The sequence below is a fragment of the Aurantiacibacter xanthus genome, assembly GCF_003584015.1.
Taxonomy (GTDB): domain Bacteria; phylum Pseudomonadota; class Alphaproteobacteria; order Sphingomonadales; family Sphingomonadaceae; genus Alteraurantiacibacter; species Alteraurantiacibacter xanthus.
Genome location: NZ_QXFM01000007.1, coordinates 68,992 through 92,387, shown reverse-complemented (window position 1 = coordinate 92,387; position 23,396 = coordinate 68,992). Strand labels below are relative to the sequence as shown.

General features: G+C 66.1%; 16 protein-coding genes. All 16 read left to right on the top strand.

What is annotated here, in order from left to right; all coding sequences use genetic code 11:
- Positions 1 to 1,094: hypothetical protein (locus D2V17_RS21135; protein ID WP_191229017.1), on the top strand; the 1,094-nt coding region annotated here is incomplete at its 5' end.
- Positions 1,091 to 3,511 (top strand): VWA domain-containing protein, encoded by a 2,421-nt coding sequence (locus tag D2V17_RS01495; protein WP_119591376.1) that lies wholly within the window; start codon positions 1,091 to 1,093, stop codon positions 3,509 to 3,511. The genes D2V17_RS21135 and D2V17_RS01495, both read left to right, overlap by 4 nt.
- On the top strand, positions 3,508 to 8,976 hold the full coding sequence (locus D2V17_RS01490) for a tetratricopeptide repeat protein (RefSeq protein WP_147367165.1): 5,469 nt from the start codon (positions 3,508 to 3,510) through the stop codon (positions 8,974 to 8,976). Before D2V17_RS01495 ends, D2V17_RS01490 begins: the two co-directional genes overlap by 4 nt.
- 46 nt (positions 8,977 to 9,022) lie before the next feature.
- Complete coding sequence (locus D2V17_RS01485; RefSeq protein WP_147367162.1) at positions 9,023 to 10,444, top strand: sensor histidine kinase; 1,422 nt, start codon at positions 9,023 to 9,025, stop codon at positions 10,442 to 10,444.
- Between the two features lie 94 nt (positions 10,445 to 10,538).
- Complete coding sequence (locus D2V17_RS01480) at positions 10,539 to 11,291, top strand: phosphatidylserine decarboxylase (protein WP_119591373.1); 753 nt, start codon at positions 10,539 to 10,541, stop codon at positions 11,289 to 11,291.
- 145 nt (positions 11,292 to 11,436) lie between these two features.
- Complete coding sequence (locus tag D2V17_RS01475; protein ID WP_245978424.1) at positions 11,437 to 12,231, top strand: CDP-alcohol phosphatidyltransferase family protein; 795 nt, start codon at positions 11,437 to 11,439, stop codon at positions 12,229 to 12,231.
- 468 nt (positions 12,232 to 12,699) lie between these two features.
- Positions 12,700 to 13,476, top strand: a complete 777-nt coding sequence (gene rpsB / locus D2V17_RS01470) for a 30S ribosomal protein S2 (RefSeq protein WP_119591371.1) — start codon at positions 12,700 to 12,702, stop codon at positions 13,474 to 13,476.
- 104 nt (positions 13,477 to 13,580) lie between these two features.
- On the top strand, positions 13,581 to 14,507 hold the full coding sequence (tsf, locus tag D2V17_RS01465; RefSeq protein ID WP_119591370.1) for a translation elongation factor Ts: 927 nt from the start codon (positions 13,581 to 13,583) through the stop codon (positions 14,505 to 14,507).
- Between the two features lie 151 nt (positions 14,508 to 14,658).
- On the top strand, positions 14,659 to 15,378 hold the full coding sequence (gene pyrH / locus D2V17_RS01460; RefSeq protein ID WP_119591369.1) for a UMP kinase: 720 nt from the start codon (positions 14,659 to 14,661) through the stop codon (positions 15,376 to 15,378).
- Positions 15,379 to 15,408: 30 nt separating this feature from the next.
- Positions 15,409 to 15,966: a ribosome recycling factor gene (frr, locus tag D2V17_RS01455; protein ID WP_119591368.1), complete on the top strand. Its 558-nt coding sequence runs from the start codon at positions 15,409 to 15,411 to the stop codon at positions 15,964 to 15,966.
- A 121-nt stretch (positions 15,967 to 16,087) separates the two neighbouring features.
- Positions 16,088 to 16,774 (top strand): polyprenyl diphosphate synthase, encoded by a 687-nt coding sequence (uppS, locus tag D2V17_RS01450; protein WP_245978421.1) that lies wholly within the window; start codon positions 16,088 to 16,090, stop codon positions 16,772 to 16,774.
- Positions 16,775 to 16,828: 54 nt separating this feature from the next.
- Positions 16,829 to 17,599 carry a phosphatidate cytidylyltransferase gene (locus D2V17_RS01445; protein WP_245978419.1) on the top strand — a complete coding sequence of 257 codons (771 nt, stop codon included), beginning with the start codon at positions 16,829 to 16,831 and terminating at the stop codon, positions 17,597 to 17,599.
- Complete coding sequence (locus D2V17_RS01440) at positions 17,596 to 18,750, top strand: 1-deoxy-D-xylulose-5-phosphate reductoisomerase (protein ID WP_119591366.1); 1,155 nt, start codon at positions 17,596 to 17,598, stop codon at positions 18,748 to 18,750. The genes D2V17_RS01445 and D2V17_RS01440 overlap by 4 nt, the downstream gene beginning before the upstream one ends.
- Positions 18,743 to 19,852 (top strand): RIP metalloprotease RseP, encoded by a 1,110-nt coding sequence (gene rseP / locus D2V17_RS01435; RefSeq protein ID WP_342767819.1) that lies wholly within the window; start codon positions 18,743 to 18,745, stop codon positions 19,850 to 19,852. The genes D2V17_RS01440 and rseP overlap by 8 nt, the downstream gene beginning before the upstream one ends.
- 239 nt (positions 19,853 to 20,091) lie before the next feature.
- On the top strand, positions 20,092 to 22,734 hold the full coding sequence (bamA, locus tag D2V17_RS01430; protein WP_245978417.1) for an outer membrane protein assembly factor BamA: 2,643 nt from the start codon (positions 20,092 to 20,094) through the stop codon (positions 22,732 to 22,734).
- Positions 22,734 to 23,393, top strand: a complete 660-nt coding sequence (locus D2V17_RS01425) for an OmpH family outer membrane protein (protein ID WP_119591363.1) — start codon at positions 22,734 to 22,736, stop codon at positions 23,391 to 23,393. The genes bamA and D2V17_RS01425 overlap by 1 nt, the downstream gene beginning before the upstream one ends.
- Positions 23,394 to 23,396 lie beyond the last annotated feature (3 nt).

The window sequence follows — 23,396 nt, the reverse complement described above, 5'->3', positions numbered from 1 at the left end:
TGCTGCGGCCGGGCGAGCCGGCCGAACTGCTGACCCAACGCCTCGGCGGCGTCGAGGCAGGCGGCACGGTTGACGATTTTCGCCGCTGGCTGGCGTTGCGTCCGCGCGGGGCGGTGCGGTACTACGGCTATGCCGCCGCACTGCCAGCCAAGCCGAACCCGGAACTTGAAGCCGGCTTCTTCGTCGATGCCGTCGCGGACAACCGCGGCATTGTTGCGCTGTCCAGCGGTCCGGCGGCATCGGGGCAGTGGGGCAAGGTCGATGTGATGGTGCGGGCGGTCGATGCCGCCGGACATGCCCTGCCTGCCGCTGACCTGCGCCTTGCCGTGAATGGCACGACCTTGCCGCCAGCAGCGCTGAACCGCCTGGACGATGGCGCGGTCCTTGTTGCCGACCTGCCCGCCGATGGCGCGGGTTTCTCCGCTACGCTGGTGAAGGGCGATGGCTTTCCCGCCGATGACGCTGCCTCCGTCACGTTGCCCGAGCTTCGGCCCGTACGCGTCGCCATCGGCGCGGATGCACCGGCGATTGTGGCGCGTGTTGTGGCGCGCGATCCGGCACTTGTCCGCAGTGACGCAGATAACGCCGACGTTATCGTCGGCGGGGCACGAGACGGGGTATTGCCCCGTCTCTCGATCGAGCGGGCTCCGGCCGCAGCATTAACCTTTGCCTACCCCGGCGATGCTGCAGCTTTGGCCCGCTCGATCGACGCTTCCGGAATTGCCCCCTGGGCCGAACGAGCCGCCGCTCCGGCGCGGCCGACCGTCACCCTTGACCAAGCCGACCAGCGGAGCATCACGATCCCGGCTGCCTTGCTGGTGGAGAACAGCGATCCGGCCGCGCAGGCGGCACGGCCCGTTCTGGTGTCGCGCATGCTTCTGTGGCTCGCGGGCCGTGGCCCCGACAGCGCCTTCCGCGACGCCGCCGACTTGCCGGGCGAACAGATTACCCGCGCCATGGCCCGGCCAGCACCACTGCGCGTAAGCGCGGAACAATCGCGCCCCGTGCTCTCGTTGCTGAGCGCGGTGCTGCTGGCTTGCCTCGTGCTGGCACTGGTGGAGTGGTGGCTGGTTGCGAAGAGGCGTATTCCATGAGCGCCGTTCTCCTCCAGCCTCTGGCACTGTGGTTGGGCGTACTGGTGCCGCTGGCCTTCCGGGCGGGGCGGAGCCGCCCGCTCTGGCACCGTATTGTGCGTGGCGCGATGATCGGCGCGATCGTGCTCGCCTTGGCGCAGCCCGTCATTTTGCGGGATGACGATGCGGCGCAGCGGGTGCTCGTGGTCGACCAGCGGGCGTGGCTGGGCGATGCTGCCCGCGGCACGGCGCGGCAGGTGCTCGAACGCATGGTTGCGGCAGCACGCCCACAGGACCGGCTTACGGTCGTGCAACTGGGGGGCGAGCCCCTGCCGGTTGCGGATCGCGCGCGGATCGTCCTGCCGGATGAGGCTTCGCTCGACGACGCACTGGCCGAAGCGCAGGCCGCCATTGCCCCCGGCGAGCGCGGCAGTATCGCGCTCATTGCGGACCCGCGCGACCGTGGCGACACATGGGCAGCGGGCGGACAGGCCGTGGCCGCGCGTGGCTTGCAGCTGGACCATATCGCCATCCACGGACCGCAAGGGGAGGCGCGGGTCGTTTCGGCCAGCGCAGATGCGGGCGGAGCCGCAACGCCTGCGAGCGTGGAGGTGACGCTGGCCGGAACAGGGCGGGCAACGGTGGCGGAACTGGTCGATGGCGCAAGGGTGCTGGCCCGTTCCGCACCTGTCGATCTCGACGGCACCGCGCAGCTTACCCTCCCGCTTGCACGGCGCGATGCCGGGTTCCGTAACCTGGCAGTGCGGATCGCTGGCGCGGCAGGACAATCGCTGCCCGTCACCGTGGCAGGCGACGATCCCTTGCGCATCGGCTTGTTACGGGGTGTCGGCGGCGGTGAGGGTCCGCTTCAGGCTCTGCTCGGCCCCGGTTTCGCGGTGCGCGCCTTGCAACCTGATGAGGCCAGCGACTTTGCGGCCTTCGATCTCGTCATGCTCGACGACGTCTCGCTTGCGCGGCTTCCAATCAGCAGCCAGCGGGCCCTCAGAACCGCTGTTACCGATCGCGGGCTGGGGATGTTTGTTGGGGGCGGGGGCGCCCTTGCCGATTCGGCAAGCTCCGGGCCATTGGCTGCGGCAATACCCATGACATTCGAAGGCAAGCGCGAGATCGAAAGGCCCAGTGTCGCCCTTGCCATCGTGATCGATTCGTCGGGTTCGATGCAGGGCAAGCTGCTCGAAATGGCCAAGCAGACCGCGCGGCTGGCGGTGTCGCGTCTGACGGAACAGGATCAGGTCGGCGTGGTCGAATTCTACGGCGCGCGGCAATGGGCGGTGCCGATGCAGCCCGCGCGCGACACCGCCGCCATCGAGCGCGTGATCGGCCGCATGGAGGCCAAGGGGGCGAGCGTTCTCTATCCCGCGATTCAGGAAGCCCTGTTCGGGCTGCGCCGGGTGAATGCTCGTTACAAGCACATTCTGGTCATTTCCGATGCCGGGGTGGAGCAGGAACGCTACGAAGACCTGATCCGCTTCATCGCCCGCGATTCGATCAACCTGTCCACCGTCCTCGTCGGCAGCGATCCCGAAGGCGAACAGCGCATGGCGGACTGGGCGCGGTGGGGGCGCGGGCGCTACTATGCGGTGCGCGATGAGTTCTCGCTGGTGCAGATCGATTTCGCGCGGCCCACCGTCAAACCGGCGGAAGCATGGGTGGCGGGACGCCAGGCGGTCCGCACCGATCCGCAAACCGGCTGGTGGGCGGGCACACCGATGGCCGCAGTTCCGCCCGTCGATGGCTTTGTCCCGGCCCGGGTGCGGCCCAGTGCGCGGGTGCTTGCCAGCGTCGATGGCGGCAAGCCGTTGCTCGCCACCTGGCAGCGCGGCGCGGGACGGGTCACTGCGATGGCGGTCGATCCGCTCGGTGCGGGTACTGCCGAATGGCGCCGCTGGCGCGACTATGGCCCCTGGCTCGGCCGGGTGCTGGCAGGCACCGCGCAGCGGGTGGAAGATCTCGCGCTGGAAGCCCGGCGTGAGGAGGGGCGCGTAGTAGTCGACGTCCGGCGCGAGGGTGAGGGAGCGGGCACCCCGCAGATCCGGGCGGCCATCGGCACGGATGGCGATCTTCGCGTGGTCGAGGCCTTGGCCGCCGGACCCGCTCACTACACTGCCACCATCGCTGCCGACCCGCGGCAGGAGGTGCGGATCGAGGTTTCGCAAGCGGGCCGGTCGCGCCGTCTGGTCGTTCCGCCGTCGCAGGGGGCAGGGCCTGTCGACCGGGTCATGCCTGTGGGCGAACTGGCCATCGCAAGCGGTGGCGTGTCCGTGCAGGCAGGCGAGCGCTTGCCCGTCTGGCCTGACGGATCGGGCACCGGTCACGACGTGTTCGCTCTGGCACGCTGGTTGGCTCTGTTGGCGCTGTTGCTTTATCTGGCCGACGTCGCGCTGCGTCGGCTGCCCCGCAAAGAGAGGTTCGCGTGAACGCCCTTCGCCTTGTCCTTCATTGCGGGGTAGCGGCCATTGCCCTGGCGGCGGCCGTGCCTGCCTGCGCGCAGACCACGCCCGCTCACGCTCCCGCTGTCGCCAGTGCCCCGGCACGCGCGATTGTTGCCGGAGACCGGCTCGACCGCGCCGCCGTTGACCGGTTCGCGCGGCAAGCCCTGGTGGAGGGCACCGATGCTGCGGCAGTGTTCGATGCGCTGGCCGCCGACAGCGCACTGGCTCCCGCACAGCGTGCCAATGCCCGGCGGGCGGCGGCGCTGGTGCTGTGGCGCGGCGGCGATCTCGACGGTGCGGCGATGCGGGCGCAAGCGGCCAATGCCATCGCTGCCAGCCACGACGGCGAAGTCCTGCAAGGCGATCTTGCACTGCTGCGCGACGACCCGCTCGGCGCCCGTATGGCTTACGAACGGGCCCGCGATCTGGCTATTTCAGCGCCGCAAAAGGCTGCGCTTGCGCGGCGTCTGGCGTTGCTCGATCCCGGTGTGGAAGGCGAGCCTGTTGTCGATCTTGCCGAGGCAGGTGTCGTAACGAGGCAGTCGGCGGCGCAGGTTCTCGCGCTTGACGGCTACGCTGCGGCCGCCGAGCGGCTCGGCAGCGTAACGCCCGAGGCGGCGACGTTGCAGGGTGCGCTGATGCTGGCCGAGCAGGCGCTAAAAGCGGGAGACACTACAGCGGCCGCGCGCCACGCCTGGCAGGCGCTCGACCGGGCGCGGACTGCGGGCGACAGGCGCTATGCGCTGGCTTTGCTCGCCGAAAGCGCGCCCGACGAGGCTGCTCGCAAGGCGCTCGCCAGCCGCCTTGCCGGGCGAACCGACGTTGACAGCGCCGATGCGCGGATCGCTCTGCTGCTGCGCGGCGGTGACTACGGTGCGGCCCGCGCGTTGCTCGCCGACCGCGACGATGCGGCCGCGCGCGACATGCGCATCGAGATCGACCGTATCACGGACGACCGTGCCGCCATTGCCGAGGAATTCAGCCGCACCATCGCCGCTCGGCCCCGCGATCCGGATGCCTATGTGCGTCTTGCCCTGTTGCATCTTGCCAATGGCGAGGAGGCACAGGCGCTGGAGGTGTTCGACCGCTTCTTCGCTTCCGCCCCGCCGCCGGAGGCGCAGATCGAGGCGGCGCGCGCGATGATCGGCATGGGCCTCGACGAGGCTGCCATCGCGCGCATCCGTGTTCTGGCTCGGAACCCTTCAGTTGCCATCGCCGCGCAGCTGTTCCTGTTCGATGCGTTCTCTGCACGCGGCGACGATGCGGCGGCGCGCGCCACGCTTGACCGGCTGGCGGAGATCATGCCGCGCGGCGATGCCATGCGTGCTGAACTTGCCGATGCTTACGAACGGCTGGGCGACCTCGATGCCGCCCTCGCGGTGCTGGACGATCTTTCCGCGCAGGGCCTGCTGGACTACGATCATCAGGTTCACGTTGCAGACCTGCTCGAACAGTCTGGGCAGGACGATGCGGCTCTGGCTACATGGCGCAAATTGTGGCGAGCAAGCGAGCTTCCCGCCCGGCGCAGCTTTCTCGAAACGCGGATCGTCCGTCTCGGCAAGCGCACCGGTCAGCTCGACACCCTTGCCGGCGATGCGGAGCGCGAGCTTGCTGCGAGCGGCAGCCGCAGTGCGCTTGCCCTGGTGGTGGCAATTCGGTTGGCCGAGGGGGAGCGGGCGCAGGCCCGCGACGCGATCACCCGCTTTGCCGCGAGCGCGGGGCTGAACGAGCAGGATCGCCTGCGCGAACTGGTCGCAATCCATGCCCGCACCGGGGACTATGCTGCACTCGACGACGCACTGCGCCGGCTGGCGCAGCTCGATGCTGAACATGCCGACATATATTTGCGCCAGCGCATTCTCGCCGTGCTCGCCCAGCCGGGGGCGTTCCGCTCCGCCGATGACCAGCAGGCCGCGATCGATGGACTGATCGCGCAGCTCGATGCCGCCTCCGCGCAGGCTTCGGGCAGCGCCGAGGCGGCATCGCGCGCGGCGGCGATCTACGAGCTTGCCTCGCTCCACGAGCGGGCCATCTCCAGCTATCGGCGTGCCGTCGCTCTGTCTCCGGATCGGGGCGATGATCTGATGCAACTGACCAAGATCCTTGCCGGGCAAGAGCGCGGCGGTGAGGCACTCGCCGTGGCAAGCTATGCGCTCACCATGGCACCGGACGCGGCCTCGCGCGCTGTTGCCGCCGATGCGCTGATGGGAGCATCGCGGGGGCAGGGTGGCGAGGCGCCGGTGCTGGCGCAGCGTATGAATGCTGCCCTTCGGTTCCTGCGCTTGCGGCTGCTCGACGAGGTGCTGGGCGGTGGCGGCGATCTCGATCTCTATGCGCAGATCGCGGATGTGGCGGCGGCAGGTGGTGTATTGGGCGATCAACTGCGCGCGACCGAGATGCTTCTGCCCGCAGCAGGCGGCCAGCGGGCCGATATCCTGCGCCGGCTGGTGGCAATGGCGGACCCGGCCAAGCCAGGCGCGGACGGGACGACCGCCGATCCCGAACAACGGGCCGTCTACGGCCAGCGTCTGATAGCGCTGGGCGTGGAATTTCCGCCGGAGACCTATGCCGAGATCGGCACCGCGCTTCTGGCCGTGCGCAAGGTGAGCGATGCGGCGCGCGCCTTCGCGATGATGGGCGATCTGGGCGGGCTGGTGAACACCGACGAGATCCGCGCGCGCGCCTACGCGGCCGTGGGGCGGTACGATCAGGCGCTCGATCACTATGCACTGGCGCTGCTGCGCGACCGGCGCAATCCGGGGCTGATCGTGGCGACCTCGATCCTGCGCGAGGCCATGGGGCAGGAGCGGCTTGCCCATGACTGGTATGCCGATGGGCTCGCCTCCCTGATCGTGCGGCAAGCGGCGACGGGCGAGGCGCTTGATCCTGCCAGCGAAACCGGTCTCGATGTCCGCCGCTTTTATGCCACGCTGGTGGAGGGCCTTGTAGCGACCATGCCAGCGGGAGCTGCCGGCGATGCCACCATGCAGCGGCTCGTCGCCCTCGTGCGGGATGCTGCGGCAGCGCGGGTGGCGGGGGCCGGCTATGCAAGCCACGTGCGCCTGCGACTGGCCGCCGATGCTGCCTGGCGCATTGCTGCCGCGCGCGGCGATGCCGGGGCGGCGGCGCAAGTGCAGGCTGCGCTGTCCGAGGCCTTTCCTGCCGATCTGCTGGCGCAGCGCGAGCTTGCCTATCGCCGTCACCTCACCTCGCTCCCGCAGCCCGATGCTGTCGCCATCGACGAGGCTCTGGCCGTGCAGGCGCGGGACAGCGGCAACGTCTTCCTCGCCGCGCATCTCGCTCTGGCGAGGCTGGATCGCGAATGGCTGGCCGAACTGCTCGCTCAGGTGATCGCGGACGATGCGGACGAGCGTGCGCGGCCCCTGGGCGAGGGGCCCCCGCGTCCGCCGCGCGGCCTGCTGGTGGGCTTTGTCCTCGATGCGCTGGAAGCGCTTCCAGCCGAGGCCTTCCGCGCGATCGTCTGGACCCCGATCCCACCCGCCCAACGCAGTGCGGTGGCCTTCGACATCCTCAACTCGGCCCCTTCGCGCTACGACGAACTGGAGGCGGCTATCGGCGAATCCGCGCTGGATCATGCAACGATGATCGACCGCATTGCGTCGGGGCGCTCGACGGCAATGCCGCTGTCGGTCCAGTCGCGCCGTGGCGAAGCCGATGCTGCCGATGGTATCGCGGCGATGATCGGGCGCTTCTCCACCGACGAGACCGTGACGCTTTACGAAAGGCTGGTCGAGCGCGGCGTCGCCACCGGCATCGACAACACACTGGCGCGCGACCTGTTCGGCAAACTCGTCATGGGTGACCTCGACGAGGCTCAGCGTCAGCGGGTTATCGCCGCGGTCGAGCGACAGGCAGGCAGTGGACGCGGGGCCGAGGATAACACCGCCGCCTGGTTTGCGCCCACCCTGCTGATCTTCGACGCACCCGCCGCGAACCGCGAAGTGCTGCTGGCGGGCGCCGATGCGCTGGCCCGCCGTTTTGCCGACGGGGCGGCCATGCCGCAGATGCTGCGCGCCTGGTATGCTGACGACAGGGCCACTGCGCTCGCGCTGCTGCGCCGCCTGCATCAGGAGACGCGTACGGCTGCGCGCACCGTCGATTATCTCCCGGGTATCGAGCAACGATGGTTCGCCGAGGAAGCGAATGCCGATGTCGATCGCTTCCTTGCCCGGGCCGCACCGTCGCCCGCTGAGGCGGCCGCCTTTTACACCGGTCCTTTCACAGAAGCGCTGGGGCGCGACATTCCTGACGCCTTGGTCCTGCGCGTGTTCGAGCGGCTCGTTGCGATCGATCCGGCGAACGGCGATTGGGTTTCGGGTCTGCTGTTGGCGCGTCGCGCGCTGTCCGAACCGGGCGACACGATTGGCCTGTTGCAGGACTATCTCGCCCGCGTGGGCGGTGACCGGGGGGCGGGCATGGCGCTCGCGGCAGCCTTGCTGTTGCGCGACGATCCGGGCGATGCCGCGCAGGCCGAGCAGCGCGCGGCGGCGGCCGGAACACCGCTTGACGACGCGGCGGCGTGGACAGCGATTGCAACGCCTCCTGCAAGCCTGCCGCGCTCGGGCATGACGGCGCTGGCGAGCGTGTTGCTGGCGGACCTTGTCGAGGCTCGACCGCAAGCGGCGCTGGCCCGCCTTGTCGCCAATCCGGCTGCCGGCGTGGCAGATCCGCAGTACGAGCCTGCGGGCGCGGGGCTTGCTCGCGAGGTTCTTGCGGGCGGGAGCGATGTCCTGCGCGATTTGCGCATGGCCTGGCGCCGTTCGGCCCAGCCGCCCGAACCCGACAGCCCGGTGCCGACGCTTCGCCGCGAGGATATCGCGCAAGGCCTTGCCGAAGCCGGTCTCGATCAGAGCCATCCGGCGTTTTCGCCTGAGGTGAGCGAACTGGTGGTCACGCTGCTGTCTGCCATCGGTGACAAGGATCGTGGCGGCTACATCGATCTCTATCGCGCCGCAGGGCGGGGGCTGGCAGCCACCGGACAGCCGGCAGAGGTGAGCGAGGACGCGTCACCCCACGCTGTCCTGCTGGCGCTTGCCGTGGCGGAAGCGGGCGGCGGGCAGGTGCCGGTGGATAGCTTGCTCGGCTATATCGAGCGCCATCCTGGGATGCTTGCTGGCGAACGACTCTATTTCGCGCGGATCCTCGGCATGGAAGGCCAGACCGGGACGGCGAGCCGCCTTGTGCGTGATGCCGCGCTGCAGGTGCGCTTCATGGAAAGCGACGAGCCAGTGCCCTATCCGGGGCGTCCTGCGGTCGTGAGGCCGGACGATTTCATCCACACGCTGGCGTGCTGGCCGGATCATGAGGCCGCGCAAGCTGCCTATCAGGACGTGGCAAGCACGCTGCGGGGCCTGATCCGCGGTCCGCACGGTGGCCCGGGCGAAATGCCGGACCTGCCCGCCTGCACTGCGCCCGGCGGGGCGCGATGAGTTGTCCTCCCTTTTCAGCCGCCCCGCACCGCGCCATGATGGCCGCATGAAGATCCTGCACGCGCTGAGCCGGTCGATTTTTGCGCAGATGGCGTTGCTGACCTTCGTGCTGCTTGGCTGGGGGTTCTACACCTTCGTGATCATGCCGGTGGCGGATCGGCCCGAGATCGTCGAGGCGGACCCGCTGGTCATCACGCAAGGGCGGGCAACCCAGATCCTCAGCAGCTATGCTTTCGGTCGGCGCTATGGCGAGGAGGCCAGCGACCCGCGCGAAAACCCGGAGTTCCGGGCAATCCTCGCGGCCAATCCGAACATGCGCTATTACGTGGAGACGAAGAACGGGCGTGCAGGCAATACCAGCCACCCGAAGCTCTACGACGAATACCACATCGCCGACATCACCCGCCAGATCGAGCAGGCGCCTCCTGGTCGGCGGGTCTGCGCGCAGGTTGGTGAGCCTCTCAAGCTGTCGGATGGTCTGGCTTTCGTTCAATATACGCTGTGCCCGGAATATTCCTATTTCGAGTTCACCGGGCTGACCGAGCCGATCGTGTTGCCCGATGTCGAGAAACAGTCGTACTGGGACAAGTGGGTCACGTTCTATTCGGACTATTTCCTTTATCCGGTGGCGATTGTCTTCGCGCTGTTTGCGGCGATCCTCGGGCTGAATTTCTCACTCATTCGCCGGGTGGCGCGGATCACGCAGGCCATCGGCCCCGATGGCACGCATCGCCGCATTCCGGAAAAGGGGCTGCCGATCGAGGTGCTGCCGCTGGTCCGCGCGGTCAATCGCGTGATCTGGAGGATGGAGGAAGACGAGCGTCAACGGCACCTGTTCCTGTCGGCCGCGGCGCACGAATTGCGCACGCCGCTGACCGTCCTGCGCACCAGGCTGGAGATGATCGAGGACGACGAGATGCGGACCCGCCTCGTCGGCGATGTCCGCCGTCTTTCCTCGATGGTGAAGCAACTGCTGTTGTTGATGGGAGTGCGCGAACAGCGGCTCCAGGACGAGGTCGATCTGCGCGACGTGGTCGAGGATGCCCGCGAGCAGCATCTGCCAGCTGCCATGGCGCGGAACGTGACGATCACGGTGGAGGCCCCCGATGCGCCTGTGATAGCGCTCGGCAAGGCCGAATTGCTGATGGTGGCAGTCGGCAATCTCATCGAAAACGCGGTGCGCTTCGCGCCCGACGACAGTGCCGTGGATGTCGTGCTCGGGTCTGACGGTACGATCACCGTGCGAGATCGCGGCGAGGGCATTCCGGAAGACCGGCTGAGCGACATCTTCGAACCGTTCGTGCGCCTGAAGCATCGTCCCAACGGGCATGGCCTCGGGCTCGCCATCGTCAAGGCTATTGCCGACCTGCACCGCGGCCATGTGCAGGCAGAGAATGCCGAGGGCGGGGGAGCCCGATTCGTGCTGGGTCTGGGTACGGTCGGATCGGCCTCATCAGACCTTGCGTGAAGGAATGCTGTTGCGAACGCGGCAGTGTGGCTAAGCCGCGCATAAGCTGGCGGCTGCGCTTGTAGCCTTGGGCCAGACTCACTAACTTGCTCCGATGGCAGGTGAACTGAAAGATAATCGTGGGCGCGGCATTGGCGAGTGGAGCTTTCCGCCCGTCCATCCCGAGGGGCGTCGCTTCGGGCTGTTGGCTCTGGCTATCGCGCTGGTCGTGCTGTTTCTGGTCGACTGGGAGTTTCTTGGCTGGCCGCTGCTCGCGCTGACGGGCGGTGTGTTCGCCTTCTTCCGCGATCCCGAACGCGTGGTGCCGCAGGGCGAGCGGCTGATCGTGGCCCCGGCCGATGGCATGGTGTCGCTGATCACCAAGGTCGCCCCGCCGCCCGAATTGCAGGGCCCTGACGATCAGGGGCGTCCCGGCCTCGGCAGCGAGCCGGTTACGCGGATCTCCATTTTCATGTCGGTGTTCGACGTCCACATCAACCGCGCGCCCGTTGGCGGGACGATCCGCCGGATCGCCTATGTGCCGGGCCGTTTTCTCAACGCCGATCTCGACAAGGCCAGCGAAGAGAACGAGCGCCAGCACATCCTGATCGAGAAGGCCGACGGCGCGCCCGTAGGCTTTACCCAGATCGCCGGACTGGTGGCGCGGCGGATCGTGCCTTTCGTGAAGCCGGGCGACATTGTCGCAGCCGGGCAGCGGGTCGGGCTGATTCGGTTCGGTAGCCGTGTCGATGTCTATCTGCCGATCGGGACGGACCCCAAGGTCTTGCCCGGCCAGCGCATGATCGCGGGCGAAACCGTTCTGGCAGAAATCGGTGCGATCGCCCTGATCGAAGGGGTGGCGCAGTGAGGTATTGCCGATGAGCGACGAGGACTTCGACCGCGACGAATTGCCGCACGACGACCGGCTCGCACCGCATGGCCCGGCCTGGCTTGGCCCGAAGGCGAGCGAGCACGAATCGACGCAGCGTTCGCTGGCGCCGCGCGGGCTGTCGATGCGGGCGGTGCTGCCCAATGCGATTACGGCCGCGGCGCTGTGTTCGGGGCTCACCGGCATCCGCTTCGCGATCGAGGGCGAATGGGAAAAGACCATGTTCGCCATCATTCTTGCCGGGATGCTCGACGGGATCGACGGGCGGATCGCGCGCCTGCTGAAGGCGCAGTCGCGGTTCGGTGCCGAGCTGGACAGCCTCGCCGATTCGCTCAGCTTCGGCATGGCGCCTGCGCTGGTGCTGTTCCTGTGGTCGTTGCAGGACCTGCCCCGGATGGGTTGGTTTGCCGCACTCGCCTTCGCCATTTGCTGCGCGCTGCGGCTCGCGCGGTTCAACGCGCAGATCGACGTCGATGAACAACCGCACAAGTCCGCCGGGTTCCTCACCGGCATTCCGGCACCCGTGGGGGCAGGGCTGGTGTTTCTGCCGCTCTATCTGTGGCTGGGCAGCGGCATGGCGGTGTTCCGCGAGCCGGTGCTGGTTGGCCTGTGGGCGCTGGTGATCGCGGTGCTGATGATCAGCAACATCGCTACTCTGAGCTGGAAATCACTGCGTCCTTCGACCGATGTGCGGCTTCCGGCGATTGCCCTCTCGGGCCTGCTGTTCGCCGCTCTGCTGAGCGAGCCGTGGTGGACGCTGGCACTGATCTGCGTGGTTTACCTCGCGCTGATGCCGCTGGGCATTGTGCGTTATGCCCGTGTCAGACGTGCTCGCGACGCAGCCGCCATGCCCCTTGCGCGAAAGCCGCTGGGCGTGGACGAAGTGGAGCAATCTCTGGCCGAGCGGCCTGATCGATAAGGGCCAGTTCGGCACGGATGCTGCGCCACTGCGCAAGCCCTTCCATGCCCGAGCGGCCGCACACCAGCAGCGAGAAACCGGCCAGAACACCGAAAAACAGCGAGAGAGCGACAGCGAGGATCATCGTAGTCTTCCTTGTTGCGAATCGCCGGATGTTCCGGCAATGTTCTCAATACCCCTCCTGTTCTATTTTTGTTCTCATTGGTCAAGCTGTTTTCGACCATTCTGGAACAAACGGCGAAGATTCGCAGTCGTTCCGGGGCTTGCGGGCGAAAGCGTGCGGTTGGGGCTGGATTAATTTCGCCAAGGCCGCTAAAGGCCGCCGCGTTGAAGCGGGCCATGCGATTCCCTCGTGTGGACGGCGTTCAACAAATCCACATGGATGGCACACATCACCGGTGCCGCATCCGGCTCTTGCCGGGTTCGGTTCCCCGCTATCCAGAGGCTTAACCGGAAAGGAATTTACCTATGGCGGCTCCTACCGTCACGATGCAGCAATTGATCGAGGCCGGCGCACACTTCGGCCACCAGACCCACCGCTGGAACCCGCGGATGAAGCCGTATATCTTCGGCGCCCGCAACGGTGTTCACATCATCGACCTGTCGCAGACCGTGCCGCTGATGGCCCGCGCGCTCGATTTCGTGCAGGCGACCACCCGTGCCGGCGGCAAGGTGCTGTTCGTCGGCACCAAGCGTCAGGCTGCCGAGCCGATCGCCCAGGCTGCCCGTTCGTGCGGTCAGCACTTCGTCAACCACCGCTGGCTGGGCGGCATGCTCACCAACTGGAAGACCATCTCGGGCTCGATCCGTCGTCTCAAGACGCTGGAAGAGCAGCTTGGCGGCGACACCACCGGCCTCACCAAGAAGGAAATCCTCAACCTCACCCGTGAGCGTGACAAGCTTGAGCTGTCGCTCGGCGGTATCCGCGACATGGGCGGCGTGCCGGACGTGATGTTCGTGATCGACGCCAACAAGGAAGACCTCGCGATCAAGGAAGCCAACGTGCTCGGCATTCCGGTCGTGGCCGTGCTCGACACCAACGTCGATCCCTCGGGCATCGCGTTCCCGATCCCCGGCAACGACGACGCCAGCCGCGCCGTGCGTCTCTACTGTGACGCCGTTGCTGCTGCCGCTGCGAGCGGCCGTGGTGCGGGCGTGGTCGATTCGGGTGCCGACATCGGCGCCATGGACGTGCCGCCGGAAGAGGCTGCCGTCAGCGAAGCTCCGGCTGCTGCCGACGCCTGATCGCAAGGCGCGCCGCTCAATGTAAGCGGCATGTCACACAGGCACTCCAAGGCGCCGGGCAGCACAGGCCTGGCGCCACCGGAACAGAATAAAGGAAGAGAACAATGGCTGCATTTACTGCAAGCGACGTAAAAGCGCTCCGCGAAAAGACCGGCGCAGGCATGATGGACGCCAAGAAGGCGCTCGAAGAGACCAATGGCGACATCGAAGCCGCGGTTGACGCGCTGCGCGCCAAGGGCCTTGCCGCCGTGCAGAAGAAGTCGAGCCGTACCGCGGCCGAGGGCCTCGTCGGCGTGGCCGTCGAAGGCACGAAGGGCGTGGCGGTCGAGGTCAACTCGGAAACCGACTTCGTCGCCAAGAACGACCAGTTCCAGGACTTCGTCCGCAAGACCACCGAGGTTGCTCTGGGTGTCGAAGGCGACGATGTCGAGGCGCTGAAGGCTGCCGCCTATCCCGACGGCGGCACCGTGGCCGACAAGCTGACCAACAACGTCGCCACCATCGGTGAGAACCAGCAGGTTCGCCGCGTGAAGAGCGTTGCCGTGTCGAGCGGTCTGATCGTGCCCTACATGCACAATGCCGCCGCGCCGAACCTCGGCAAGATCGGCGTGCTGGTCGCGCTTGAGAGCGAAGCCGGTGCCGACGTGCTCGAGCCGCTCGGCAAGCAGCTGGCCATGCACATCGCGGCTGCGTTCCCGCAGGCGCTGAACGCCGAAGGCCTCGACGCCGAGGTGATCGACCGCGAGCGCAAGATCGCTGCCGAAAAGGCTGCCGAGAGCGGCAAGCCGGCGGAAGTGCAGGCCAAGATGGTCGATGGCGCCGTGGCCAAGTATGCCAAGGAAAACGCCCTGCTGAGCCAGGTCTTCGTGATGGACAACAAGACGCCCATCGCGGAAGTCGTTGCCAAGGCTGCCAAGGACGCCGGCACTGCGATCGTTCTGAAGGACTATGTCCGCTTCCAGCTCGGCGAAGGCATCGAGAAGGAAGAGACCGACTTTGCGGCAGAAGTTGCTGCTGCAGTGGCCGGCTGATCCTTTCGATCATTCGAGACAACAAGGCGGCCGCCGGAGGATGCTCCGGTGGCCGTTTTGCTGTGCGGTGCGCCGATAGCCCCCTTGGCACCGGACGGCCCGCGCACTAAGACGCCCGCCAACACGCATTCTTGCCCTAGGATACCCCCATATGCTCCTGCCCGACACCAAACGCATTCTCCTCAAACTTTCGGGCGAAGTGCTGATGGGGGAACAGGAATTCGGCATCGACGCAGAATTCGTGGCGGGCCTCGCCGAAGAGGTGAAGGCGGCTCATGACACGGGGCTGGAGATCTGCCTCGTGATCGGTGGTGGCAACATCTTTCGCGGTATCTCGGGCGCGGCCAAGGGGCTCGACCGCACCACCGCCGACTACATGGGCATGATGGCGACGGTGATGAACGCGCTCGCCATGCAGAATGCGCTGGAGAATGCGGGCGTCGAAACCCGCGTGCAGAGCGCCATTCCCATGCCCGCCGTGTGCGAGCCCTATATCCGCCGCCGTGCCGAGCGGCATCTGGAGAAGGGCCGGATCGTGATCTTCGCCGCGGGCACCGGCAACCCGTTCTTCACCACCGACACAGGTGCGGCGCTGCGTGCGGCGGAGATGAATTGCGATGCGCTGCTCAAGGGGACCAGCGTCGACGGGGTCTATGACAAGGACCCGAAAAAGGCCGACGATGCGGTTCGCTTCGAAACAATCTCCTATTCGCAGGTGCTTTCGGCCAATCTCAAGGTTATGGATGCAGCAGCAGTGGCGCTGTGCCGCGAGAACGATATCCCGATCGTGGTGTTCTCGATCCGCGAGAAGGGCAACGTGAAGCGCGTGCTGGCGGGCGAGGGTGTGCAGACGATTGTCCGCAAGGACTGATACAGGCTTTAGAGATTTCAGGAATTTATCATGGCAAAATACGACAAGGCTGACGTTGAGCGCCGCATGGCGGGCGCTGTGGAGAGCCTCAAGGGCGACCTTTCGGGTCTGCGCACGGGCCGCGCGAACACCACGCTGCTCGATCCGGTGATGGTCGAGGTCTATGGCTCGATGATGCCGCTCAATCAGGTGGCGACGGTCTCGGCGCCCGAGCCGCGCATGCTCAGCGTGCAGGTGTGGGACAAGAGCAATGTGCTCGCGGTGGAGAAGGGCATTGCCCACTCGAACCTTGGCCTGAACCCGATGATCGATGGCCAGACGCTGCGTCTGCCGCTGCCCGACCTCACCGAGGAGCGCCGCAAGGAGCTGGCCAAGCTCGCCGGAACCTATGCCGAGAAGGCCAAGATCGCGATCCGCAACGTGCGCCGCGACGCCAACGAAGCGCTGAAGGACGACGAGAAGAAGAAGGAAATCTCGGAAGACGAGCGCAAGAAGCTCGAGGACGAGGTGCAGAAGCTCACCGACCAGTATGTGGCGGATGCCGACAAGGCGACCGAGGCCAAGGAAAAGGAAATTCTGACGCAGTGATCGGGCACTTTGTCCCTTCGCCCGCTCACCCTGAGCTTGTCGAAGGGTTGTCCTTTTCTGCCGGGCTGGCGGCAAGGAAATGGGCAGTGCTTCGACAAGCTCAGCACGAGCGGTGTTCGGAATGTCGCAAGTAGCATCCACCTATCCCCGCCATGTCGCCATTATCATGGACGGCAATGGACGCTGGGCGAAGAAGCGCAGGCTGCCGCGTGCCTTGGGGCACAAGGCGGGCGGCGATGCGGTCAAGCGCGTGGTCGAGGCCTGCGAGGTGCTCGGGATCGAGTGCCTGACGCTTTACGCGTTCAGCAGCGAGAACTGGAAGCGTGAGGCGGAGGAGATTTCCGACCTCATGAACCTGATGCGCCGCTTTATCGAAGCGAACATTGCGGACTTTATCGCCAAGGGGCTGCGGCTGCGGATTATCGGCGATTACAAGGCGTTCGATCCCGATATTGTCGAACGGCTTGAAGATGCGCTGGAGCGCACGGCGGGCGGCAAGCGCACACTGGTGGTGGCGCTGAACTACGGTGCGCAGCAGGAGATTGTTCGCGCGGCGGCGCTTGCGGCAGCAGAGGGTGAGGTGACGGCCTCGGCCATCGAGAAGCACCTTTATACCGCCGACCTGCCACCGCTGGACCTGCTCATCCGTACCAGCGGCGAGGTGCGCTTGTCGAACTTCCTGCTGTGGCAGTCGGCCTATGCAGAGATGCTGTTTACCGACGTGCTGTGGCCTGATTTCGGGCAGGCCGAGCTGCGCGCGGCCTGCGAGGAATTCGCCACGCGGGAGCGGCGCTATGGCGGGCGGTAAGATGGTGCTGCTGATCGCATCTCTCTCCGGCTCAGGACGAGCGGGGGTGGGGCTGTGACCGGCGCAGACCGCAAGGCCAAGGGTGCCTCCGATCTCGGCGTCCGCGCCCTTAGCGCCATCGTGATGCTCGTGATCGCAGGCGCGGTAATCTGGCTCGGAGGCTGGGTGCTGACCGCCTTTATCGTCGCGGTGGGCGCGGCCGGATTCTGGGAGTTTTCGCGCCTCGCCAAGGCTGGCTTCACTGGCGGAGCACGGCTCGCCTGGATGGCTTTCGGAGCACTCTACCTCGGCCTCGCCGTGTTCGTACTGGCGACAGTCAGCGCGCAGAGCCTTGCCTGGCTGGTGCTGATTATCAGCGCGGTGATCGCGGTCGACGTGTTCGCCTATTTCTTCGGGCGCACCCTCGGCGGGCCGAAGATCGCGCCCCGGATCAGCCCTTCGAAGACATGGGCGGGGCTCGGCGGCGGAACGGTTGGCGCGACGCTGGCGATTGTCCTTAACGCGCAGGTGCCGCGCTGGATCTGCGAATGGCGCGAGCCGGCCTTCGTCCACGGCGGCTTTTCCACCGGATGCGGCCATTATTGGCAGCCGGAAGGGAGCGCCTATCTCGCCCTGATTGGCATTGGACTTCTGATCGCCATTGTCGCGCAGAGCGGCGATTTTCTCGAAAGCTGGCTCAAGCGCCGCGCCGGGATGAAAGATTCCTCGGATCTGATCCCCGGTCACGGCGGCGTGCTTGACCGGATCGACGGGCTGGTGGCGGTTTCGATTCTCGTGGGCATCTATCTGCTGATGACCGCGCCCCATATGTTTGGCCTTTCATGACCCGCAGCATTTCCATTCTCGGAGCGACCGGCTCCATCGGCGATTCCACGCTCGACCTGATCCGCCGCAACCGCGAACACTGGCAGGTGGTGGCGCTCACGGCCAATTGCTCGGCGGAAAAGCTGGCGAGACTTGCTGTCGAGTTCGGCGCACAAGTGGCTGTTGTTTCCGAGGAAAGCTGCCTCGAAGAGCTGCGCGTGCACCTTGCGGGCACGCAGATCGAGGCCGCCGGAGGCCGCGAGGCGCTGTGCGATGCGGCGGCGCGCCCGGTCGATATTACCGTTGCCGCCATTGTCGGCTGTGCGGGGCTCGGCCCCGTGATGCGCGCCATCGAGCAGGGCCGCACGGTCGCGCTCGCGAACAAGGAAGCGCTGGTCTCGGCAGGCGACGTGATGATGGAGGCGGTGCGCCGCCACGGCACCACACTGCTGCCGATGGACAGCGAGCATAACGCGATCTTCCAGTGCCTTGAGGGCAATCGCATCGAGGACGTGCGCTCGATCACGCTGACCGCCAGCGGCGGGCCGTTTCGCACCAGGTCGCTCGCCGAACTGGAGGCCGCCACCCCGGCGCAGGCGGTCGCGCATCCCAACTGGGACATGGGCGCGAAGATCAGCGTCGACAGCGCCACGATGATGAACAAGGGGCTCGAATTCATCGAGGCCTGGCACCTGTTTCCGGTCGGTCTCGAGCGCTTGCGGATCGTCGTCCACCCGCAGAGCGTCATCCACTCGATGGTCGAATACCGCGACGGTTCGACCCTCGCGCAGCTTGGCCCTTCGGATATGCGCGTGCCGATTGCCTCGTGCCTTGCTTACCCTGCGCGGATGGACACGCCGTGCAAGCCGCTCGACCTTGCCGCCATCGGCGAACTCACCTTCTTCGCGCCGGACGAGGAGCGTTTCCCGGCCACCCGTCTGGCCCGAGAGGCGGCTGAGGCGGGTGGGGGCGCGCCGGCGGTGCTCAACGCGGCCAATGAGGTGGCGGTCGCCGCATTCCTCGCCAGTCAGATAAAATTCACCCAGATTGCGGCATTGTCTGCCGAGGTGCTCGAAAAGTTCGGGCCGGATGCGCCTGCCTGCCTCGATGACGTGCTGAGCGTCGATGCCGAGGCGAGGGCCCGCGCCAAGGAGTTGTTGCTCGTTGCCTGATAGTTTCGAATCGGTCCCTTTGTGGATGATGCTGGCCGGCTTCCTGCTGATGCTCGGCCCGCTCGTTACCCTGCACGAACTGGGGCACTATCTGGTGGGGCGCTGGTTCGGTGTCGGGGCCAAGGTGTTTTCGGTCGGTTTCGGCAACGAACTGTGGGGCCGCACCGACAGCCGCGGAACGCGCTGGCGGATTTCGGCGATCCCGATGGGCGGTTATGTCCAGTTCGTGGGTGACATGAACCCGGCCTCAAGGCCCGATCCCGATGCGCCTGCCGAGAGGGGCGCGTTCCAGCACGCCAAGCTTTATCAGCGCGCGCTGATCGTGGCCGCCGGGCCGCTGACCAACCTGCTGATCGCGGTGCTGATCTTCGCCGGGTTCGCGATGAGCTTCGGCGTGCCGAGCACTCCGCCGGTGGTGCAGGCGATCACGCAGGGCTCGCCCGCCGAGGCCGCCGGGCTGAAGCTGGAAGACCGGATCGTCGCGGTCGATGGGGCTGAGGTCGAAAATTTCCAGCAGTTGCAGGAACTGATCCTGCCCTATCCGGGGCGTACCGTGGAGCTGACCTACGAGCGTGGCGGGGCAGAACGGACCACCGATCTCACCATCGCCGAGGTCCAGATGAAGGATCGCTTCGGCAATGCCTCGCGCATCGGGCGGATCGGCATCGGTTCGTTCGAGCAGGAATTCGCGCGCGAGGGGCCGATCGGCGCGCTCGTCTTCGGGGCTGAGCGCAGTGTCGACCTGATGGCCATGATGGTGACCGGTATCAAGCAGATCATCGTTGGCGAACGCTCGGTGGAGGAGCTGGGCGGCCCGCTCACCATCGCCAAGATTTCGGGCGAACGCCTCAGTCTCGGCCCGCTCCCGTTCGTGGAGCTGATCGCGTTTATCTCGATTAACTTGGCATTCATTAACCTGCTGCCAATTCCGACCCTCGACGGTGGGCATCTGGCTTTTTATGCGGCAGAGGCAATTCGTCGCAAGCCAGCCAGCCCGCGCAGTCAGGAATGGGCGTTCCGCACTGGCATGGCCTTCGTGCTCGCGCTGATGCTGTTCGTGACGATACTGGACATTGCCAAGCTGCCGATCTTCGGTAGCTAGGCGGGGATAAGGACGGCTACTAACTTCCCAATACGGAGGGATTGCTTGATTGCGTTTGGCGCATCGGGCAAGGGCGCTTTTAGCGCCTTATCCGACCTTTCTTGGCTCGCCAGTTGGATATGGGCAAGGGCAGGTTGGCTCCGGGGGCGTGCGGTGCCGAAACAAGTGGACGGATAATGGGTTCGAAGACAGCGACGCCTTGTGCCAAATTTTTTGCTGCGACCCTGCTGGGTTGCACGATGCTGGCAGGCTTGCCCAGCGTTGCGCTGGCGCAGGATCCCGAAGCGGAAAGCGCCCCCGAGGAAACCACGCCAGGCCAGCCGCAAGGCGACGTGATCCGCTCCATCGCGGTCGCGGGGGCGCAGCGGCTCGAACCGGCAACGATCGTCAGCTATGTGAAACTGCGCGTGGGCGAGGTGTACACCGCCGCCGCGGCTGACCAGGCGCTGCTCGATCTCGCGGCGACCGAGCTGTTCTCCGATTACCAGATTGCCAACAACAACGGCAACGTGGTCATCACGGTGCAGGAAAACCCGGTGATCAACCGCATCGTGCTTGAGGGCAACAAGCGCCTCAAGAACGACAAGATCTATCCCGAGATCAACCTCGCGCCGCGCCAGATCTTCACCCGCTCGAAGGTTCGCGCCGACGTCGCCCGCATTATCGAGCTGTACAAGCGGCAGGGCCGCTTCGCCGCCAGCGTCGAGCCGCAGATGGTGATGCTCGACCAGAACCGCGTCGATGTCATCTTCGAGATCACCGAGGGGCCGAAGTCGAAGGTCCGCCAGATCAACATCATCGGCAACGAGGTGTTTTCCGACAGCAAGCTGCGCGGTGAGATGGTCACCAAGCAGTCCGGCTTCCTCAAGATCTTCAGCTCGAACACCAGCTACGACCCGGATCGTCTGGCATTCGACCAGCAGAAGCTGCGCCAGTTCTACCTGACCGAGGGCTATCCCGATTTTCGCGTCGTTTCGGCGGTGGCCGAACTGACGCCCGACAAGCGCGACTTCATTATCACCTACGTGGTGGAAGAGGGCGAGCGCTACAAGTTCGGCGACGTCAATGTGGTCAGCCAGCTGCGCGATTTCAGCTCGGAGGCGCTGACCTCGTCGCTGACCATGAAGAGCGGCGACTGGTACAATGCCGAGCTGGTCGACAACACCGTCGAAGGGCTGACCGAGACCGCCGGTGCCTTCGGCTATGCCTTTGCCAACGTGCGGCCCGATATCCGGCTCAACCGCGAAACGCGCACGATGGACGTCACCTTCACCGTGGCCGATTCCGACCGGACCTACATCGAGGCGGTCGAGATCAACGGCAACACGCTGACGCAGGACAAGGTGATCCGCCGCGAGTTCCGTATCGCGGAGGGCGATGCCTTCAGCTCGCTGCAGGTCAACCGCTCGAACGCACGCATCAAGTCGCTGGGATATTTCCAGGAAAACTTCGAGATCGATCAGGTCGAGGGCGCGACCGCCGATCGCATCCGTCTGGTCGCCAACGTGCAGGAAAAGCCGACCGGCGAACTGTCGCTGTCGGCCGGTTTCTCCAGTCTCGAGAGCTTCATCTTCTCGGGCTCGATCCGGCAGAACAACTTCCGCGGCCGTGGCCAGTCGATCGGGCTGGGCGTGAACTATTCGCGCTATCAGAAGTCGGGCAACATCAGCTTCACCGAACCGCATCTGTTCGACCGCGATATCGCCGCCGGTTTCGAGATCTACCGGCAGGAAGTGAACAACCGCTACTATTCGAGCCAGACCGCGACCTACGAGCAGTCGACCACCGGTGTGCGGACGCGCGTCGGTATTCCGCTGTCGGAATATCTGAGCGCGCTGGCGAGCTACACCCTGAACTTTCAGGATATCACCGTCGATCCGACCCGCTATTTCGCCGACTTCGACGGTGACGGCGTGTCTACCTGCGAACCGGTGCTTTCGGGCCGCTATCTGTGCGAGGCGCTGGGCACCCGGACCCAGTCGATCCTCGGCCTTTCGCTCAGCTACAACTCGCTCGACTCGCGTCTGCGTCCGACCCGCGGGCGTTCGGCGACGGTCGGGCTCGATCTGGCGGGCCTCGGCGGCAGCACGCGCTATCTGCGGGCACGCGCCGATGCGGCGCAGTTCGTCCCGCTGGGCAGCGGCTTCATCGGTTCGCTGCGCGTCGAAGGCGGCTACATCATGGGCTGGGGCAGCCGCGAGCCGGGGCAGAGCGACGTCCTGCTGACCGACCGCTTCTTCCTTGGCGAATCGCAAATCCGCGGGTTTGACATCCGCGGTGTCGGCCCGCGCGTGGTGCGCCGCTTCTACACCCAGGACACGGAGGGCAACTACGTCCTCAACGACCTCTACAACGACCGCAACCAGGACGATGCGCTGGGCGGACGGGCCTATTATCTGGCCCGCGCCGAAATCGAGATCCCGCTCGGCTCTGGTGCGCGCGAGCTTGGCTTGCGGCCCTCGATCTTCGTCGACATCGGCTCGGTGTTCGGTGTCGATACACCGGTGCTCAACCAGAACACGCCCGAGGATCCGATCCTGATTGCACAGCGCAATAATGCGGGTGACCTGCTTTACACGCAGCTCGTGGTCGATGGCAGCGGTGCGCCGGTGCTCGACGATCAGGGCAACCAGAAGGTGGAACTGGTCACCAGCCCGACTTCGCCGACCGGTGCAACCAACCCGCAGGCGTTCACCACGCTGGGCCGGTTCTTCACCGAGGAGTTTGTCGGCAACACCTGGAAGCCGCGTATCACTGCCGGTATCGGCGTGAACTGGAATTCGCCTTTCGGTCCATTCCGGATCGATCTTGCCTATGCTCTTTCGAAGGAGCGGGGCGATCAGACCAAGACACTATCGTTTAACGTAGGGACCCGATTCTGATGAAAATCATGACCAAAGCCGCGCTTGCTGCCGGACTCGCCATTGCTTCGCTTACCGCTCCTTTCGCCGCGGCTCCGGCCATGGCGCAGGCGGCGCAGAAGGTGGCGATCGTCAACCTTCCGGCGGTGATCGCCAACTCGACCGCTTATCAGGGCGCGCAGACCGCCCAGCAGACGACCTATGCCGCGCAGTTGCAGCAGGCCGAAACGCGCCGCGCCGCGCTGCAGGCACAGATCGATCCCCTGATGACCGCGTTCCAGACCGCGCGTCAGGCAGCCAACCCCGATCAGGCCGCCCTGCAGCAGCAGGCGCAGCAGATCCAGCAGCTGCAGCAGAACGGCCAGGCCGAACTGAACCAGATCCTCGCTCCGATCTCGCGTTCGGAAGCCTATGTGAACGAGCAGATCGAGGAGCGTCTCGGCGCCGCCGTTCAGGCCGCCGCTCAGGCCGCTGGCGTGACGCTGGTGCTCAGCCCGGACACCGTGCTGTGGGCCGATAACTCGCACAACCTCAACGAGGCGGTGCTGAACCAGCTCAACACCGCTCTGCCGAGCGTACAGGTCACTCCGCCCGAGGGCTGGGTGCCGCGCGAAATGCGTCAGCAGCAGCAACAGGCTGCCCCGGCTGCGCAGGGCCAGCCCGCGACCTCGGGCCGCTAAGAC